This window comes from Halobacillus sp. AWM4_238 (genome assembly GCF_056158265.1).
In genome coordinates, this window is record NZ_JBSWSY010000002.1 from 1,248,738 (window position 1) to 1,265,289 (window position 16,552).

Consider the following 16,552-nt stretch of genomic DNA (forward strand, 5'->3'; position numbering starts at 1 on the left):
TAGTTTACAGGTGAGATTGGAATTTTGATCGAGAATTTAGGAAACCCTCCATGCTATAGAGTTACCCTATATGATTCAGTTAAGATGCTCACACTATATATGAATGAATCATATATAAGAACGACCGTTTACACTCGAGTAGTTAATCCTGTTCTGAAAGCGAAATTTTATAAAGCCTGTCATCATTTTCTTGTGGATCACCACGTCCATCTGTATTGTTACTAATGAAATAAAGATCACTATCGTCTAACAGTACATCTCGAACCCTACCTAGACCAGTGATCACTTCATGGCTTACACCAGAGTCAGGATTAAATTCTAAAACGGCAGACCCTCTTAATGCTGCTACAAACAATTTATCTTCATAATTGTCCATTCCAGATGGTGCCCAAGTGGAGTTATCTCCAGAAGTGAATCCAGGTGAAACCATTCCATCTTGTTCCTCTGAACCTTCTATAATCGGCCACCCGTAATTTTGACCAGCTTCAATCAAATTAATCTCATCGTTTGCATTATCTCCATGTTCACTTGCATACATCGTACCATCTGATAACCAAGTCATCCCTTGAGGGTTGCGATGTCCACGGCTATAAACATAGGAATCCTCAAATGGATTATCATCCGGTATTGATCCATCTACGTTCATTCTTAAAATTTTTCCACCTAATGAATCTAGGTCTTGTGCTATGTCAGGATCAGAAGCATCTCCTGTCGTTGCGTAAAGTTTTTCATCAGGACCGATTTTAAGTCTTCCTCCATGATGGTAAGTACCGCTGGGGATTTGATCAAGAAGCAGTCCCTCTTCTCTCCATACACGATCTTCCAACCGAAGCCTTACGATACGATTGAATTGTTCTTCCCCATCTTCATACGTGTAATAAGCGTAGGCAAGGTTCGATTCGGAAAAGTCAGAGGCAAGAACAAACCCAAGCCCTCCAGCTTCTGAAGCTGTGGATACCTCTTCTTCAAGCTCTATTCTCTGTCGTTCTACTTCACCCTCTTCTATTTTGACAATGTTTCCTGCTCTTTCTGTTAAATAAAATGTATCTTCCATTTTTTCGATGGACCACGGGACCTCCAAATTTTCTGCAATAACTTCTAAATCCTTAGCAGGTAGTGGCGATTCTTCCAGTTTATTATCGCCCGAATTATCAGAGCAACCTGTTATTAAAAAGAAGACAGTAATTGATAACGCTAAGAGTTTTTTCAACTTTATATACTCCTCCCTCTTCTATCTCCTCTAAATGAACCACCGTTTTAGTGCTTCCTTATTTCAGTCACGCCCGTCTACATGATTGAGAGTGTTCTATTTGAAAAAACGCTATATTTTCTTTGTTCATAAATCGAGAATAGAAGCGCATGAACCGTCCCAGCGCTTGTTAGGCTATGATACCTGTTCCCCGCTTCTATTAAGTTTTTAACGGACGGAGTATCAGCACATTAATCTAATGCATTAAATTTTTAGTAGGCCTTTTTCATAGGGAGTATATAATTGCTGACAAATAAACTTTTGGTTAAATATATAATTCTGAAACATATGCATATCCGATAGCAGAACCTGTTCCGAATTTATTTTTAAAGATTTCATTAGATGCTTGAATTTTAGAAAACATTCCTTCATCAATGTGAGGTCCTTCAAAAAAGCTTCGACCGGATTCTGCTCCTTCTTCAACCTGATACCATTTTGAAGGCTGGTACCCACAAACAACTTCACCATTATTTATCCCAAGTACATACTTGATATGCTTTAATTTTTTTCTATTTATCTTCCAGTTTCCATTGGTAGATTCATAAAGGCTTTTACCTTCTTTAATTGCGTTATGTATCTTAACCATCAAAATTTCCTGCTCCATTGATTATAACTCCTAACTATTCTTAGTTATTCATAGTGCATATCTAAATAACAATTTCAAAAGCAGTCTTACCTGCGCTTCGCTAAAGTGCTAAGGCGTTTCTTTAACTTCAAGCATCTCTCCTCCATTCTCTTTAACAATTAACCTAATTAGAAACTTAATTGTCGGTCCCTCTTTTTGTATTCAGTACGAACCAATTCTAATTTTTTTATATAAAATCTCGGATAGAGATCCACTAATATAAATTCCAACTCCTCTTTGTTGAGCCTACTCAAAACGCTCTTACCTTCAATTTTATCTATGTTTGTTCCAAATTCCTTTTCCAATCGCTTATATAGACTTTTTAAAATTATTGAGCCGTTTGTGTGTTTAGAATTTATTGTTGATAACACTAATGCTATTTGGTTATTAGCCTTCCTGTTCCTTTCCAGCAATATCTTATCATCGGAGTCATGATCCTTGTAATTACTTTCTATATTATAGTTGTGCGTAGAAGCAACCCCCCATCCCTTCTTTTTATAAAATTCATAAGCTTCTTGTTCGTATCTAAAGAAATCATGTTTTATGTATGTTTCATCATTCATTGTTTTGAGTACAATGAATTTAGTGTGTTTATGTAAAAATAATTTCGTTCTATCTGCATTACCATAATGGTTACTAATATTGTTCAAGTGTTCAATCCATCGAATAAGAAAATTTCTTTGAGTTTCGCCAACGTAAACTAATTTTTTAGGTTTGTTTATAATTGCATAAATTCCTCTATCTAATAGTTCTTCGCTCAATGATATAACCCCACCTAACAGTAATATTAGGTTGATATTACCAATATTTATCAAATTAGTCGAGCTTTCACCCCATCAATAGAACTAAAAACACCCGCTCTATACTTTGGAGCAAATGATTGTGGTACTTACTGAAGAGCATTATAGACACAAGAACATATAAGATTTTTCAGGTTTTGAATACGAGCAGACGAAATGACGTCACACGGACACTTTAGCGAAGTTGGAATCAGGCACCTTCACAAAAATAAACCAGTCCAACTTTAACTAGGTATCCTGTTTTTTACATTAGCTGCACAATTATATATATCCCTCCTTTTCGCCTAATTCCATCGGTGTATAGAAAGACAAACATTAGAAGCCACTTCCATTTGTGATACCATAAAAGGAAAATATCACTGACCGGAGGATTTCCATGCTTAATAGATTTATTTTAGATTTTGCTAAGCAATCAGAGGTTGTTTATACCTTAAGTACAAATGCACCCAATTACATAGTCTCATCTAGTGAAAAAGGTATCCATGTAGAAACCAAATCTTCACGCAATAAATTTAATGAGGGTAAAAAGGAAGTCCCTTACGTACTTATTCGTAACGACTGGCTGGAACAAGCGTTAGGAATCTTAATAGATAAAAGAACCGTTATTGATCAGGATTTTGTGGATTTAGGAAGAAGGCATTCTTTTATACTCGCTTTTTTGTCTTCCGTTCCCTTCGTAGAAAAACATAAAAATAACCAAGTTCAGCTTAAAACATTCACCACACTAGACATTCCTTTTAGTACTGTTGACCAAACCATGACAATGCTTCAAGAGTTGATTGATGGCGAATATACAGCAGATTCTATAACCCAAACATTTAAGAATGACAACATAAAACGGCTTAAGTCTCATGCTCGTCAAAACTTACAATTACTTGGGTACTTAAATAAAGACTATAAATTAGAGAATAAAGATAACTCCATACAAGAAGTTAGAAAAAGAATACTTCAAAGTCCATTTATAGAAATGGTTTATGAATCACTAAAGTTTATGTCCATGTATCACTACAAGGAAAAGCTAGAAATATTGAAAGAAATAACTTACTTAACTGTTGTAAGTTCAACAGATCAAACAACCATTAAAGAATCTGTTGCTGAGAAAGGAATTAGAAACATTTTCAACTGGCTAAAGCACGCGGAGTTAATAGATGGAGATGGGAATGTGATAGAGATGTCTGAAAAGGTAAATAAAAACCGGAATTACTGGTGGGTGAACCAAGGTCAAACAGCAAAAGATGAAGTAGAAGGCGGTTTCCTATGGGCTCCTAAGAGAAACAAACAAGGCACCCCTCTCACCCATCATACGGATCTTCTTAAAGCTAATTCGGGAGATGTTGTATTCGCTTATTCTCAAGGAGCTATCCATTCCATCTGTGAAGTCACGGAGAGTGCTGTCACTAGTAAGAAGCCTTCTACGTTTGCTACAGATCTGTGGGAAGAAGATGGCAACCTTCTCCGCGTACAATATTTCCCACTATCACCTAAGTTAAAAAAGGTTTCTATTCCAGAGGATAAACGAAAAAAGGAAGTTGGACCTTTTGATGTGAACGGAAATGTGAAGCAAGGTTATTTTTATTCGGTATCCAATGAATTTGCTGAATATCTCCTAAGTTCGTTTCAAGACAGCTTTCCAGCAACTTTCAAACTTGAAGGGTCAACACGCAAAGCAACCAATCTCTCAGAGAAAAGATTGGTCAATCATATCTACAATTATATTAAGAATGAAGGCTTTTACTATAAAGAAGAAGAAGTGAAAAGTCTTTACCTCTCCTTACGAACTAAACCGTTTGTGATCCTTTCAGGTATCTCAGGGACTGGAAAAACAAAAATCGTTGAAAAGTTTGCCAATAGTATCGGGGCAACCGAAGAAAATGGACAGTTTCACCTCATTCCTGTGCGTCCGGATTGGAGTGATGGTTCAGAATTGATTGGTTTTGAAGATATTAAAGGAGATTTCAAACCTGGTCCTTTAACTAAGGTGCTGCTTGAAGCAGAAAAGAACCCTGAGCTTCCTTACTTTGTTCTATTAGATGAAATGAATTTAGCCAGAGTAGAATATTACTTCAGTGATTTATTAAGTGTAATGGAAAGTCGGAAATGGTTAGGAGATCGGATCGTAACCTCTCAGATACCTACGCCGGAAGGCTCTAATAAACGCGTAATTATTCCTGATAATGTTTATATGATTGGAACTGTCAATATGGATGAGACGACACACCCTTTTAGCTCAAAAGTGTTAGACCGTGCGAATACTATGGAATTTAATGAAGTAGACCTTAGCTTCTTTCCAACTCTACAGGATCATCAAGAAGTTGAGGATTATCCTGTGACAAACGACGTCCTTAAAACAAAGTATTTAACATTAAAGGATGCATTAGCTGATCATCAGTCAATCATTGAGCACACCACTAAGCGCCTGATAGAAATCAACACTATCTTAAAAAAGAATAAAACTCATTTCGGATATCGTATTCGTGACGAAATTTGCTTCTATATGATTTACAACCAACTAGGACAATTAATGACACCTAAAGAAGCATTTGACCGACAATTATTACAGAAAGTCTTGCCTAAAATAAATGGAAGTGATTTTTCTACAGCTGAGATTATCGAGGAATTGTTTACTTACTGTACGGGTCAATCCCTTGATATGGCCCACTATGAGCAAGCTATCGAACATGCACACTTCCCAAAATCGGCTGAAAAGTTAGCCACTATGTATAAGAATCAAGAACAACATGGCTTTACTTCATTTTGGCTAGGTTAGGAGGTAAGTAAACATGTCTCACGCTAATGATACGAATCTACTGGTCATTGAACATGAAGAGTTTTCCGTGCATTTGAAGGGCAGGCCATTTAACAGTCGCTTTGAAAATTTAAAAAGCTACAAGCAAAAGGTCAATGTAGAAGAACAAGCAATGTCATTAAAGGTGCATGCGTTAGAAGGGACAGATGTTCATGTCTTCCATCCTGTTCTAGAAAGAATGGTAGACCTATCCGATGGACAATTTCCACCTATCTTTTTTGAGAATGAAGTGTATCAGCTTGTGGTCGTTTCTAAAACTGGGAAAGAACTTTCTTTCTACCATGAACATCCTTTAGTTCGAAGATCTGTAAGTAATGAAAAAGTCGGAGATATTACCTTTTTAATGGGGCAACTTCAATTTATGAATGAGGTCGGCTTAACGCAATTTAGTATTCTAGATGGTAAGGATCAGCTAGCTGATATAACGATAGAACTATTTCCAACAAAACTTGATTACAAAGAGGATTATAAGCGTCTATTAGAGGAAGTAAGCGAAGAAGTGTATAATTTGGCTTTTCATTTTATGAAAAAGACGTTTATCGGGGCATCAAAGATTTCCTCAAAGTCCCCTTCTCAAGCAGAATTTCACAAACTGCTTCATCATTATTTCGATCAATTTGTAAACGCTATTCAACTCATTGAGAGGCAACCACACCATCAATTGATCACTGAATATCACAAAGTAAGAGGCGATCAAATAAGGCGAACGGACAGTCAGTCTCGAAAATATTTACGGAAGAGGCCTTATCTATTCAAAGAAATTAGCCGTGGAGTTGCTATTAATGGAAAACAAATGATGCCTGAACGTGGATTGAATGCTAAAAAGTTTCTTTCTTTCGATACGTTAGAAAATCGTTTTGTGAAATTCATGATGATCCGACTGCAGGAGAAAATAAAATCCTTAAGCTATCAGGTGGAGCGTTATCTGAACAATTCCCCCTCTGCTGATCGTTCTATATTGAATACATTAACCTTCATGCAAGGGAAACTGTATGTTATTGAAAAGTCCCCCTTTTGGCGACAAATCAGTCGTCTAGACCGATCCGTACTCACACTAGTCATGCAAATGAAGCAAGGATATCGTGATGCTTATATGATTTACTTAGTGTTATCGCAAGGTCTCTCCCTCCAAGGTGAGGTTTTCAAGATGTCCGTAAAGGATGTTGCGACCCTGTATGAATATTGGACGTATTTAAAGATGGGTCAAATCTTGCATAAAAAGTACGAAGCGATCGACCAAGACATAATAAAAATTAAACGAAACGGACTTTTTGTGGACCTTGATCAAAGCAAATCCGCCAAACGAAGGTTCAAGCATCCTTTTACAGAAGAACAAATTATACTTAGCTTTCAGGAAAGACATCCTTCATCTCCTACAGTACGACAAAAACCCGATATTATGTTGACCGTAGAAAAGAAAGGTCATCCTTATGCTTACCAGTATATTTTTGATGCGAAATACCGGATCGATTTTGGCCAGAGTGAAAACGAGGTGTCTACCCCTAGTCCGATGGAAGAGGATATTAATACGATGCACCGATACCGTGACGCCTGGGTTTATAAAAATGACGGCCCCTACGAACGCTATGCCTTCGGTGCTTATGTGCTATTTCCGTGGATGGATGAAGAGAATTATGAATCCCACCCATTTTATAAGAGCATTGATGAAGTCAATATTGGTGGCCTCCCATTTTTACCAAATACAAATCGGTTAGTTGAAGAGTTTCTGGAACACTTAATTGAAAGCAGTCCGGAAGACTTACAAACCCAAGGCATCTTACCAAAAGGATCGCTTGAATACTGGGAGTCCTCTCTCGATGAAAAAGTTTTGGTCGGAGTAGTTAACGACCACAAGAGGTTGACGGCGCATTTGCAACATCGTTTCTACCATATCCCCTTAAAGCAATTAAAAAAAGGGTGGCAAGAAGCCAAACACATTGCTCTCTATATTACACAAAAGGCCGCAGAAAGTGGGTCACCCAACGGCATTACCTATTACGGGGAAATAACAAATGTAGATATAGTAAAACGTTTCGAACTGAAAGAGGTTCCAAGTCGGTCTCAAGAACTCTATGTGAAATTCACTGTAAAAGAATGGGACTCTTTACCGAAGACCATCCGTCCTGTTGGATACGGGATACAAGTCTATACTTTAACGACATTAACAATGTTGCAGCATGCAAAAGATCTACCAGAGTTATTTATGAAATCAAATACCGAACTGAAATTGTGGCGGTTCCTACGCAGGTATTTCAATAAGGTACAGACCATACTCGATCATACGCATTTAGATAATTCTACAGGGGTAAAATCCTTTGGTATTGGTCATAACGTTATCAAATTGGATGAAAGTCATAACCGTCTTGTGATTCATGACTCACATGGTAACCAAACTGTGGAGTCATTAAAAGATTTCAAACGGACTCCTGTACCTATTTATAAGAAAATCCAAAAGGTGTTAAGCAACTAAGACTTAATAATCTACAGAAGTTTGTCGGGACCTAGAAGAAGTATCTCTTTTTCTTTTCTAACTAAAACTAGACTAGGTCCTGGCACTAATAACTTATTGAACAACCCACTCCCCATTTAATAGCCATTATTGAACGATTCAATTTGGTACTAAGATATAGGATATGATGGTGCCTGACCTCTGCCGCGTTAACAATTTAGCGAAGTGGGGATCAGGCACTTCCTTTCAAACGCTCTTTTCACGGAAAGACCACACCGAGTTAACAAGTAAATATGTTGGACCTGAATGCACGTACAACCCGCAATCCATGGTGTCTGACGCTGTACTCTGGCCCGGATGTGTCAATGGAGGCACTCTTACAGCGATCGCTCCATAAAATCCAATGATCTCACCAATGTGGGTTTGACTCCATGACTGCCATGCAGCTTCCCCTTCCTCTTATCATAAACTGCCGGCTATAAGCCTTGCACAACGGCATTCAGGAAATGGCATTTGACGATGACTGCCTCCTCCGTCGCATTAACATTTTTAGTAATTTCAGTCACTTTCATAATTGTTTTCTTATATCCATCGATAATCTGTAATAAAATGGAAAATAGTGAATGTCAGTCCGTGGTGCAACAATTATGTTCATACGATGATTTCAGTATGGACAAAAAAAGAGAAGAAGAAGTCAAACAGATATTCGGCCAGCGTTTAAGGAATATTCGTTTAGAAAAAGGAATGTCCCAGGAGGAATTGGCTTTCCTGTAACCGTCAAGTTGTTTTGAACACTTTTTGCTCATTAATTTTGAACACTTTTCGATTCAAATAGAGATTGCCGATGTTTTATTCGATGGCTATCTCCATTTAGGTGAATTACCTGAGATCGATGCAATAACCGATCCAAAATGGCTGTAGTAATTCCCTGGTCACCTAGTAACTCTCCCCACTCCTCAGGTCCTTTATTAGATGTCAATATGATTGAACTTCGTTCATATAAGTGATTGATTAAATGAAAAAACAAATTGGCTTCATGCTGATCCATTGCCATATACATCAGGTCGTCAACAATGACCAGATCGGATTCTCTTATACGCTTGAGGCGTAGCTGCGCTTTGCGGATGTATTCTTCTGTCTTTAATAAAGGGACTAACTCTCCCATAGATATGAAGGCAACTCGATGTCCTCGTTGAATCGCCTCTAACCCTAATCCAATGGCCAAATGAGTTTTACCTACACCGGGAGGCCCAAGAAATATCAAATTAAATAACTGTTCCAACCACGAAAGTTCTTGTAATTGTCTAAGCTGACGCTCGCTAAGTGAAGGCTGTTCATCATGCTTAAACTCCGACAAACTTTTCTCATAAGGAAACTTCGCCCACTTCAAGTGTTTTTGAATCATCTTTTCTTCTCTACGTTTTTCTTCATAAGTGAGTAGTTCATGAAGCAACTCTTGGTAAGTCCAGGAGTGAGCTTCTGCTTTCCTGAGGAAAGCAGGGAGCTCCTTAGATGTCTCTGACATTCTTAATTGATGAAATTGATCTTGTAGCCGTTCGACTGATCCTCCCATATTAAGCACCTCCTAGAATTTTAAGGTATCCATCCATTTCTCTTAAAGCTGCTTTTTGTTTTATTAGTTCCGTAGGAACTTGGGAAGGAATACCTTCATATTCCGAGATGGAATCAGTTTTTCGCTCAATTCTTGAAAGGTGCTTGGCTACATCGTGAAAGTCATTGGCACTCCATAAATTCTCTTGGACACACACGTTTATAGCCTGATTGATAAAGGGTTCATAACTTTTTACTGCACGTTGTAGAATTTGGAGCTGATCTCTAATGTACCTTGGATACCGCTGATGGATTTCACTTAGAAAGGCGTCAATCTTATCATCATTTTCAAAGGGTTTCTTGATGGTCTCCAAATATGCAATGATTCCTTTGGAACGATCTCTTGAATGATCTGTTTTCTTAATAAGCTTTCCTCTTCCAGGATTAATCGCATGAATAGCTAGAGGAGTTCCATTTTTTGTTTTCTTAATGACCAGCTTTCCATTCTCTTCTTGGACATAGACGATGTTGCTTTCTCCTGATTGGTAGGTTCCTAACGGAACGGAGTATCGGTTTGACTTATACTTAATGACATTGTCCTTATGAACCATTCTTGCTATACTTGTATCAAGGTTGCTCTCGAAAGAGAGCGGTAAGGAGACTTTTCGTAAGTGTGGCTTTTCCAGGGCGAACACTTCGACAGGTCTCTTTTTTGTATTGTTATGTACCTGGTAATTTCCTTTTCGTTTTAACCAGGCAAGGCATTGTTCATTCCATGTTTCAATGTTGTGAAAGACCCTGTTCTTTCCAAAGTTTCGTTTCGTAAATTTCACAACGCTTTCGATCTTCCCTTTGGATTCAGGATCTGCTTTCTTACATAGGTACACGCGGAAGTTACGGTTTGCTTTATAAGCTTGGAACTCCTCCGTGAATATAACGTCCCCTCCATTTTCACTTACCGCAATTAACTTATCCTGGTCATAGACAATTTCTTCAGTGATTCCACCATAATATTCAAAAGCCTTTTCATGACACCTTAATACATCTCTAGTAGTAAAAGGATGAATCTGCCATTCTATATATTTGAACCGGGAGTGGGAGAGAACAAATGCGATAGCATACAGCTTAATGAATTTTCCTTCAGAGTTCTTCACTTTCAATTCTCCAAAGTCAACTTGCATTTGTTTGCCCATGGGTAATTCTTTTAGAGCTTCGTAAGTTCTGGTATGAAGCACTTTGGGAATATGGTACTTCTCCCGAAGTTCTCTTACATAAGTACGAACCGTACTTTCTCCAACATCTGTGAAGGAACAGCGTTCCGCCAGCCAATCTGATATTTGAGAGGCTGATAGATCTGGATGTTCCTGAAGCCAATTCAAAATTTGAGATTGATAAGTATCAAGCTTCCGTTTCCTTGTACTTAATCCACCAACCCATACGTTTGCTTCTTGAAAATCCATCTCTAGGTACGTATAAACTGTGTTTCTCGAAAGGTCGCATTTCCTGGCAATCGCCGCTATGCTGAACCCTTCTCTTTTTAACTGATGAACGTAAACATGCTTTTCCAACCTTTCCACTCCTTGAACCTCCAATCAGAAACTTATGTACTCGATAAGTTTAACTGATTAGATTGTTTAATTGATGAAAAAGTGTTCTATTCTATCAAGCGGAAACTGTTGAATTTAGTCTAGCAGTTACATTTCCAAGCCAGCTTCGACAGAACGTATATTAGTAGAATTGAACGGGGACAAAAGAACCCCTCGTTAATCACCATTGAAACACTCGCAGATGCGCTGGATGTCAATACGGATTCATTTTTCAGAGACTGATGACAAAGCAGAATCCGGCGCGGGATAACTCTACTCCAACAAAACAATCTTACAAAGGGGGGACAGGTATCTTACTCGGTAAAATTGAAATCATATATTTTCCGCTGAGCGGACATAAGGTCACTATTGAAATAATGAAAGCCGATCTTTATATAGCGACGTGCAACTTCAATTCCATCAACTACAAAGCAGAGTCTCCCTGCAAATCTTATGCAGTAAACGAAGTCTTAAGTTTCATAAAAGAAGACTATTCCATCTGAAGCTGAGCATTCCCTCCACCATCTGTGGTATTCCACACTCAAAAAAGAGAAGGAATGAAATCCTTCTCTCTCGCTTTGTATATAAAGTCCGAAACCTTTTGTTATCTGTGAACAACGGTGCTAAAAACCCTAATATCAACGTTTTCAAATTCCCCAATAATAACTGATAATCATTTCTATACTAGATAAAGACTTGGAGTGTAGAAATGATGATTAAGATTGGGAAATCAATATGATTAGAATCCGTGGCGTAGATGGCAAGGGTGGTAAGATCCAGTAGCTGTAATCAATAACTTTTTGTAATATAACCTAATCATATATCAAGAGGGAGGGCGCTATCACGTAATGCCGCCCATGTATTCATGTATATAAATATTGGATAATAGTCACCAAAATATCGGAATTTGATTATTTTTTATAGGCCTTAGCCCACTAGGATATCTAGAAGAATATATTCACAAATGAGTAGGAGTATGTCAAAAAGTATGTCACCCCAATTAAAGGCTGATATTTCAATGCCTAAATTCTTTAGCCATCACCCTCATCCAACATCCAGACTCTCTTGATTGGAATCTCCTTTTTAATTTCGTCACTTAAATTCTCATAATTTTTGAAGATTTCTTTGATTACCATTTTCGAATCCCATAAACGCACTTTAAAAAACTGCTTTGGAACTTCTCTCATCACAGAGTTTTTAAAACCACTCCATGAAACCAGTAAACCAAAATCAGCACTGAAGTTACTCATCGTACCAATTAACTGGTCTAATGTAGGTCGGTCAAGAGGTGTATCAGACGATTTCACCTGCACACAAATTCTTGGATGGCCGAATCCGAGCGTATCAGAGGCAGCTAGGATATCAACGCCGTGGTCTGCCCCTTCAGGGCTTCGATAAGTGGTAAACCCCTTAGCCTTAAGCAATTCTTCGATTAAAGTCTCCATGTTGTGTCCTTTAAATCGCTGAATGATGCGCTTGGAGATTTGATCATATATGTACTCATCTAAATCAAACGTAACCTGTTCCTCATTTTCGTAAACCAGATCTTCGATCGTTTTGTCTTTTTTGGCATGCCAATTATTTCGATACATCTCACGTATTCTTTTCTCCGCATCGTTTCGTCTAATCTTACAAACTGTCATAAAAGCGCCCAATGAATAAAGCAAGTCCTGGTCAAAACGATCCCGTGGAATATCCGTCGCGAACCATTTTACATCACGATAATGGTAATAAGGGCTCCCGTTTGATTCTTCGTATTGATACTCACTAATAATCTCTCCAATATGTATCGTTCTGTTCATTTTCGACGGAAGAACGACCCAGTCTCCAATTTTCATCCTGTGAGCAATCGGCCAGATCTGTGAGGCCCAGTTTACCGCAGTCTTTTCCTTTTCAAGATCATATAGTTTAATGAGTGTCTTATAAAGCTCTTCCTTTTTGTTGATCGTGGATAAATCTGTATTGAGATCATCCCAAGTCAAATACACCCGCTTATCCTGCAAAAATTTATTCTCGTACTCCCCCTGCCTTCCAGCACGAAACAACCAAACACTCATCTGTTTCTCCCCTTTTTTATAGTTTTCCCCCATTTTATCACAGCTTAATATACATCGTTCGTCCAAAGCGGGGTTAAAAAGCGTCCCCCCTAATCATTTAATAATGCGTTTTTATTTAACCTTCTTAATTCTAATTATGATAAATAATATCGTATGCAAGTTTTGATAATGGCCTTCTCCCAAAATAGGATGGTTTTAAATTACTTCCATATAAAAATAAATTGATTTCCGTGGGACCAAGATCTAAGTCATAGAATAGTTGAGTAAGTTGACTCTTATAAGTATTTGCATATGCATGTTTTTTATATAAAAGCTCTCGTACGTAATCTTTATGGTTTTTATAAATTTCTCTAAGATGAAAAAGATTAATACTGTTTTCGATTTTTTCCCAGTCATCTGTAGTACTTACGTTTATATTTAAATCAAACTTTAAATTGTTTCCTATTATTGAATCTATAGTACTTTCAGGATTTAATTTGACTTCAAACTTAGCTTCATTATCAAATCCTTTATGATAGGGATATAAGATCTCAACGCTTTTAGCCATTTTAAATCTTGAGTTACATATTTGACATGAAGGAACAAAATTAAATAATGATAATGATAATAATTGGAAAACAGATTTAGGTAAAAAGTGATCCAGATCAGCAGTAGACCTCTCTTTTGAATCTTTTTGATATTTAGTTATGTATTGCCTATTACAATATGGACAAACTTCAATAGCTATTCCTGTTAACAGTTCATGTCTCAGTTCAGCATCCAAAATACTATAGTCTACTATACTACTGATTGCACTATTTAATTTATACAATCTTCTTTCTACATCAGAAATAAAGGCTGAAAAATTTTCGTTATTCTTATAATAATAAGGATGAGACAGAATCACTTCATTAATCCAGTCATTCATATATAATGATACATACTTTTCACGAAATTCATGTCGTTCTTTTTTTGTGATATTGATGTTATATCTTTCTAACTGTTTGTCTATTTGAAATGAACTATAGTGAACTAACTCACAAGTTAAAAAATAATTATTTAAATCAGCATATCTGTCGCGAATGTAATCAAATGGTTTCGTCAACAAATCTTCAACTAACGGAAAGTTCAAGCTTTCCGTTAGCCCATCTTCAAATAAAGAGGTATAAGGTTTACAGGTAAAGGGATTTCCTATTATTGGCTTTGAACTATTTTCATGGTTGTATCGATTTTCTATTTTCTTAACCATTTGTTTATAATACTTATCTTTTATACGAAGCAAAAGCTTAGGGTTCAATTTAATCATTCTGTTCTTCTCCCAATGTTTCTTTTAATTCCCTGAGCTCTTTTTCAATTTCGTTAATTCTTTTGAGCTTTTCTTTTTCCGGTAAAAAATCTATTTTTTTATCATTAAATAGTTCTTCTAGTTTCATACGAATCACCTCATCGCCTATAGACGAAATAATAGCTTTCACCTTTTTAATTTCTTCAACCTCGTTCATCTCTAATGAATTAATCCTCTCAACGACGTCTTTGAAGATACTCATTGCATGTTCTCCCATAGGAGAAGTAATAAAGAAATCATTTTGAATTATGTCATAAAAGTTACTCATTAATCCAAAATTGGCTTGTTTTGCGACTCTTTTAGTACCCTCACCTCTGTCTTCGATAATGTCAATACAGGTGATATGTTCTTTTGGAACATCTGAAACTATAAAAGGTGAATGAGTGGTTATTAGTACTTGAAATTTTATTTCCTTGCGATAATTAACATTGTTTAAAAAAATAAATAAATTGTTAATAAATCTTCTAGACCATTCTGGATGAAATGAAGCATCGGGTTCATCTAAGAGTAGTAATATACTACCTATATTTTTATTTGATATTGCTGCTTGAACTGCAGTGTACATATTTGAAAACACATTAATAAATTCTAATTCTCCGGAGCTCATATTTTTAAACTTAACTTCGAAGGGGTAATATATTTGATTCACGTTTAACTCATCGCAAAGAGAAAGTAAATGATAAATGCTGTCATTAAATTCTTCACTTAACCTAACACGCAATACTCTATCAGAAATGAAATAGATATCCTGGACTCCTATTAAACCTCTAATAAATTTCTCAATTATTTCAAAATTAAAGTACAATAATGTTTTTTTATTCAAAGCTAAAAATACTTCATGTAATACTTGTAGCAAGTATTTAACTCTGTTTATAAAATTATCTTTCTTAAAATTTATATTATTGATGGCATTAATACAATCTTCTTTTTCATCATCAGATAACTCTTTTTCACCCCTTTTGTCCCAATATCCAATTACCATGTGCTCAAGAAACTTAATAATAAACTTTTCCTTAACAGTCCACTGATCAGTTTTTTCTTCTTCATCTCTTAAAAAACCTAAGTCAAAATCATTATTAAAAAGTAATATATCGCCATTACCTTGATATAAAAATAACCCTAATGACTCTGAATTTAGTTCCTCTTTAAAAACTTCCTCTCTTTCTATCTCACACAAGGCATTTTTTGCTGAGAAATTTTCCTCAAGCGCTTTATGTTCTTCACTCATAAAAGAATATATATTTGAATATTGTGGCCTATTTAAATAGAGACGTTTAAAACCCACATAATAATCTTGTTCTTCAATTATCTGATCACCTAAAAACCAGTCTCTCTCTCTATTGTTAGACATGTAAAGAGAGATCATACTACTATCTAATGTATAAGTGTTATTCTCTCTCGAATATTCCTTACCTTGTATATAATCAAAGTAAGTGGCTGCTTGTTCAAAAAAATTATATTTAATACAGATACTGTATTCATCACTTGTGCCAGCTGGAACATTACCTAAATTTTGAATTAGATTTGAATTATTACCTTCTATCACAAACACATCATCAACTATGTGGTACAAAGCAAACCACTCTTCAAAGTGCCTTCCATTTCTTTCACTTTGTGGTGGCTTTGTAATCAAATTTGATCTTCTACCCTTTGTAGATCCTAAAAGATCTAATAAGGTGGTTTTCCCAGAACCATTCTTACCCACTATTAAGTTAATATTACTTATTTTCTCCCCCCATAAATCATCAAAAGGGTTGTACTTCTTAGATATAATTAATTTACTACCGTTAAAATTCACAATAAAGTCATTGGTAAAATGAAACTCCTGTTGAGTAAAACACTTTCTTAAGTCTTTAATATAAACATACAAAAGTTGAGGAAACATTTCTTTAGACCCCTTCCGAAAAACACTAAACTATCAAAACAACTTTATCTTATTTTAAAAACGCCAAAACGTCCCCTATTTTTGAACATAGTATTCTATTGAAAATAAATCAGAAGGTGTGTATAGCCCGAATATACAAGATGAAATAAAATATATATTCGAGCGCCTACTAACTATATAAAAAAGAAGACAACTTATGTAGCTCGTTATTTTTAGACAC

The 16,552-nt window shown here is 36.3% G+C and carries 11 protein-coding genes; 3 read left to right on the top strand and 8 right to left on the bottom strand.

The genetic code is table 11. The annotated features are described in order from the left end of the window. Window positions 1-142: 142 nt before the first annotated feature. The 3 genes from ACXACN_RS06390 to ACXACN_RS06400 all read right to left on the bottom strand — a co-directional run bounded on the left by ACXACN_RS06390 (window position 143) and on the right by ACXACN_RS06400 (window position 2,635). Window positions 143-1,210, bottom strand: coding sequence for a PQQ-dependent sugar dehydrogenase (locus ACXACN_RS06390; protein WP_474963178.1), 1,068 nt, complete (start codon window positions 1,208-1,210; stop codon window positions 143-145). Between the two features lie 304 nt (window positions 1,211-1,514). Further along, complete coding sequence (locus ACXACN_RS06395; protein WP_474963180.1) at window positions 1,515-1,853, bottom strand: hypothetical protein; 339 nt, start codon at window positions 1,851-1,853, stop codon at window positions 1,515-1,517. A 149-nt stretch (window positions 1,854-2,002) separates the two neighbouring features. Next, on the bottom strand, window positions 2,003-2,635 hold the full coding sequence (locus tag ACXACN_RS06400) for a GIY-YIG nuclease family protein (protein WP_474963181.1): 633 nt from the start codon (window positions 2,633-2,635) through the stop codon (window positions 2,003-2,005). A gap of 415 nt (window positions 2,636-3,050) precedes the next feature. On the opposite strand from ACXACN_RS06400, the gene ACXACN_RS06405 reads away from it, so the two are divergent. Next, on the top strand, window positions 3,051-5,441 hold the full coding sequence (locus ACXACN_RS06405) for an McrB family protein (protein WP_474963183.1): 2,391 nt from the start codon (window positions 3,051-3,053) through the stop codon (window positions 5,439-5,441). 13 nt (window positions 5,442-5,454) lie between these two features. Then, window positions 5,455-7,950, top strand: coding sequence for a DUF2357 domain-containing protein (locus ACXACN_RS06410; protein ID WP_474963184.1), 2,496 nt, complete (start codon window positions 5,455-5,457; stop codon window positions 7,948-7,950). 784 nt (window positions 7,951-8,734) lie between these two features. Here the strand turns inward: ACXACN_RS06410 and istB are convergent. Continuing rightward, window positions 8,735-9,502 carry an IS21-like element helper ATPase IstB gene (istB, locus tag ACXACN_RS06415; protein WP_474963185.1) on the bottom strand — a complete coding sequence of 256 codons (768 nt, stop codon included), beginning with the start codon at window positions 9,500-9,502 and terminating at the stop codon, window positions 8,735-8,737. A 1-nt stretch (window position 9,503) separates the two neighbouring features. Then, window positions 9,504-11,057 (bottom strand): IS21 family transposase, encoded by a 1,554-nt coding sequence (istA, locus tag ACXACN_RS06420; RefSeq protein WP_474963187.1) that lies wholly within the window; start codon window positions 11,055-11,057, stop codon window positions 9,504-9,506. Between the two features lie 150 nt (window positions 11,058-11,207). Here istA and ACXACN_RS06425 point away from each other — a divergent pair, with 150 nt between their 5' ends. Beyond that, the gene (locus ACXACN_RS06425) at window positions 11,208-11,309 is read left to right on the top strand and encodes a helix-turn-helix domain-containing protein (protein WP_474966815.1); all 102 of its coding nucleotides are present in this window, start codon (window positions 11,208-11,210) and stop codon (window positions 11,307-11,309) included. A 788-nt stretch (window positions 11,310-12,097) separates the two neighbouring features. Here the strand turns inward: ACXACN_RS06425 and ACXACN_RS06430 are convergent. From ACXACN_RS06430 to ACXACN_RS06440, 3 genes are all read right to left on the bottom strand, one after another. Then, a complete protein-coding gene (locus tag ACXACN_RS06430) occupies window positions 12,098-13,123 on the bottom strand; it encodes a restriction endonuclease (protein ID WP_474963189.1) in 1,026 nt (341 codons plus the stop codon). A 130-nt stretch (window positions 13,124-13,253) separates the two neighbouring features. Next, window positions 13,254-14,408, bottom strand: a complete 1,155-nt coding sequence (locus ACXACN_RS06435) for a hypothetical protein (RefSeq protein WP_474963190.1) — start codon at window positions 14,406-14,408, stop codon at window positions 13,254-13,256. After that, entirely contained in the window at window positions 14,401-16,332 is a 1,932-nt protein-coding gene (locus ACXACN_RS06440; protein WP_474963192.1) for an AAA family ATPase, read from the bottom strand. Before ACXACN_RS06440 ends, ACXACN_RS06435 begins: the two co-directional genes overlap by 8 nt. Between the last annotated feature and the right edge of the window lie 220 nt (window positions 16,333-16,552).

Bases quoted from the DNA above. Each gene is read 5' to 3' on its own strand.
- ACXACN_RS06440 (WP_474963192.1), bottom strand. From the start codon at position 16,332: ATGTTTCCTCAACTTTTGTATGTTTATATTAAAGACTTAAGAAAGTGT.
- ACXACN_RS06395 (WP_474963180.1), bottom strand. From the start codon at position 1,853: ATGGAGCAGGAAATTTTGATGGTTAAGATACATAACGCAATTAAAGAA.
- istB (WP_474963185.1), bottom strand. From the start codon at position 9,502: ATGGGAGGATCAGTCGAACGGCTACAAGATCAATTTCATCAATTAAGA.
- ACXACN_RS06430 (WP_474963189.1), bottom strand. From the start codon at position 13,123: ATGAGTGTTTGGTTGTTTCGTGCTGGAAGGCAGGGGGAGTACGAGAAT.
- ACXACN_RS06410 (WP_474963184.1), top strand. From the start codon at position 5,455: ATGTCTCACGCTAATGATACGAATCTACTGGTCATTGAACATGAAGAG.
- ACXACN_RS06405 (WP_474963183.1), top strand. From the start codon at position 3,051: ATGCTTAATAGATTTATTTTAGATTTTGCTAAGCAATCAGAGGTTGTT.
- ACXACN_RS06435 (WP_474963190.1), bottom strand. From the start codon at position 14,408: ATGATTAAATTGAACCCTAAGCTTTTGCTTCGTATAAAAGATAAGTAT.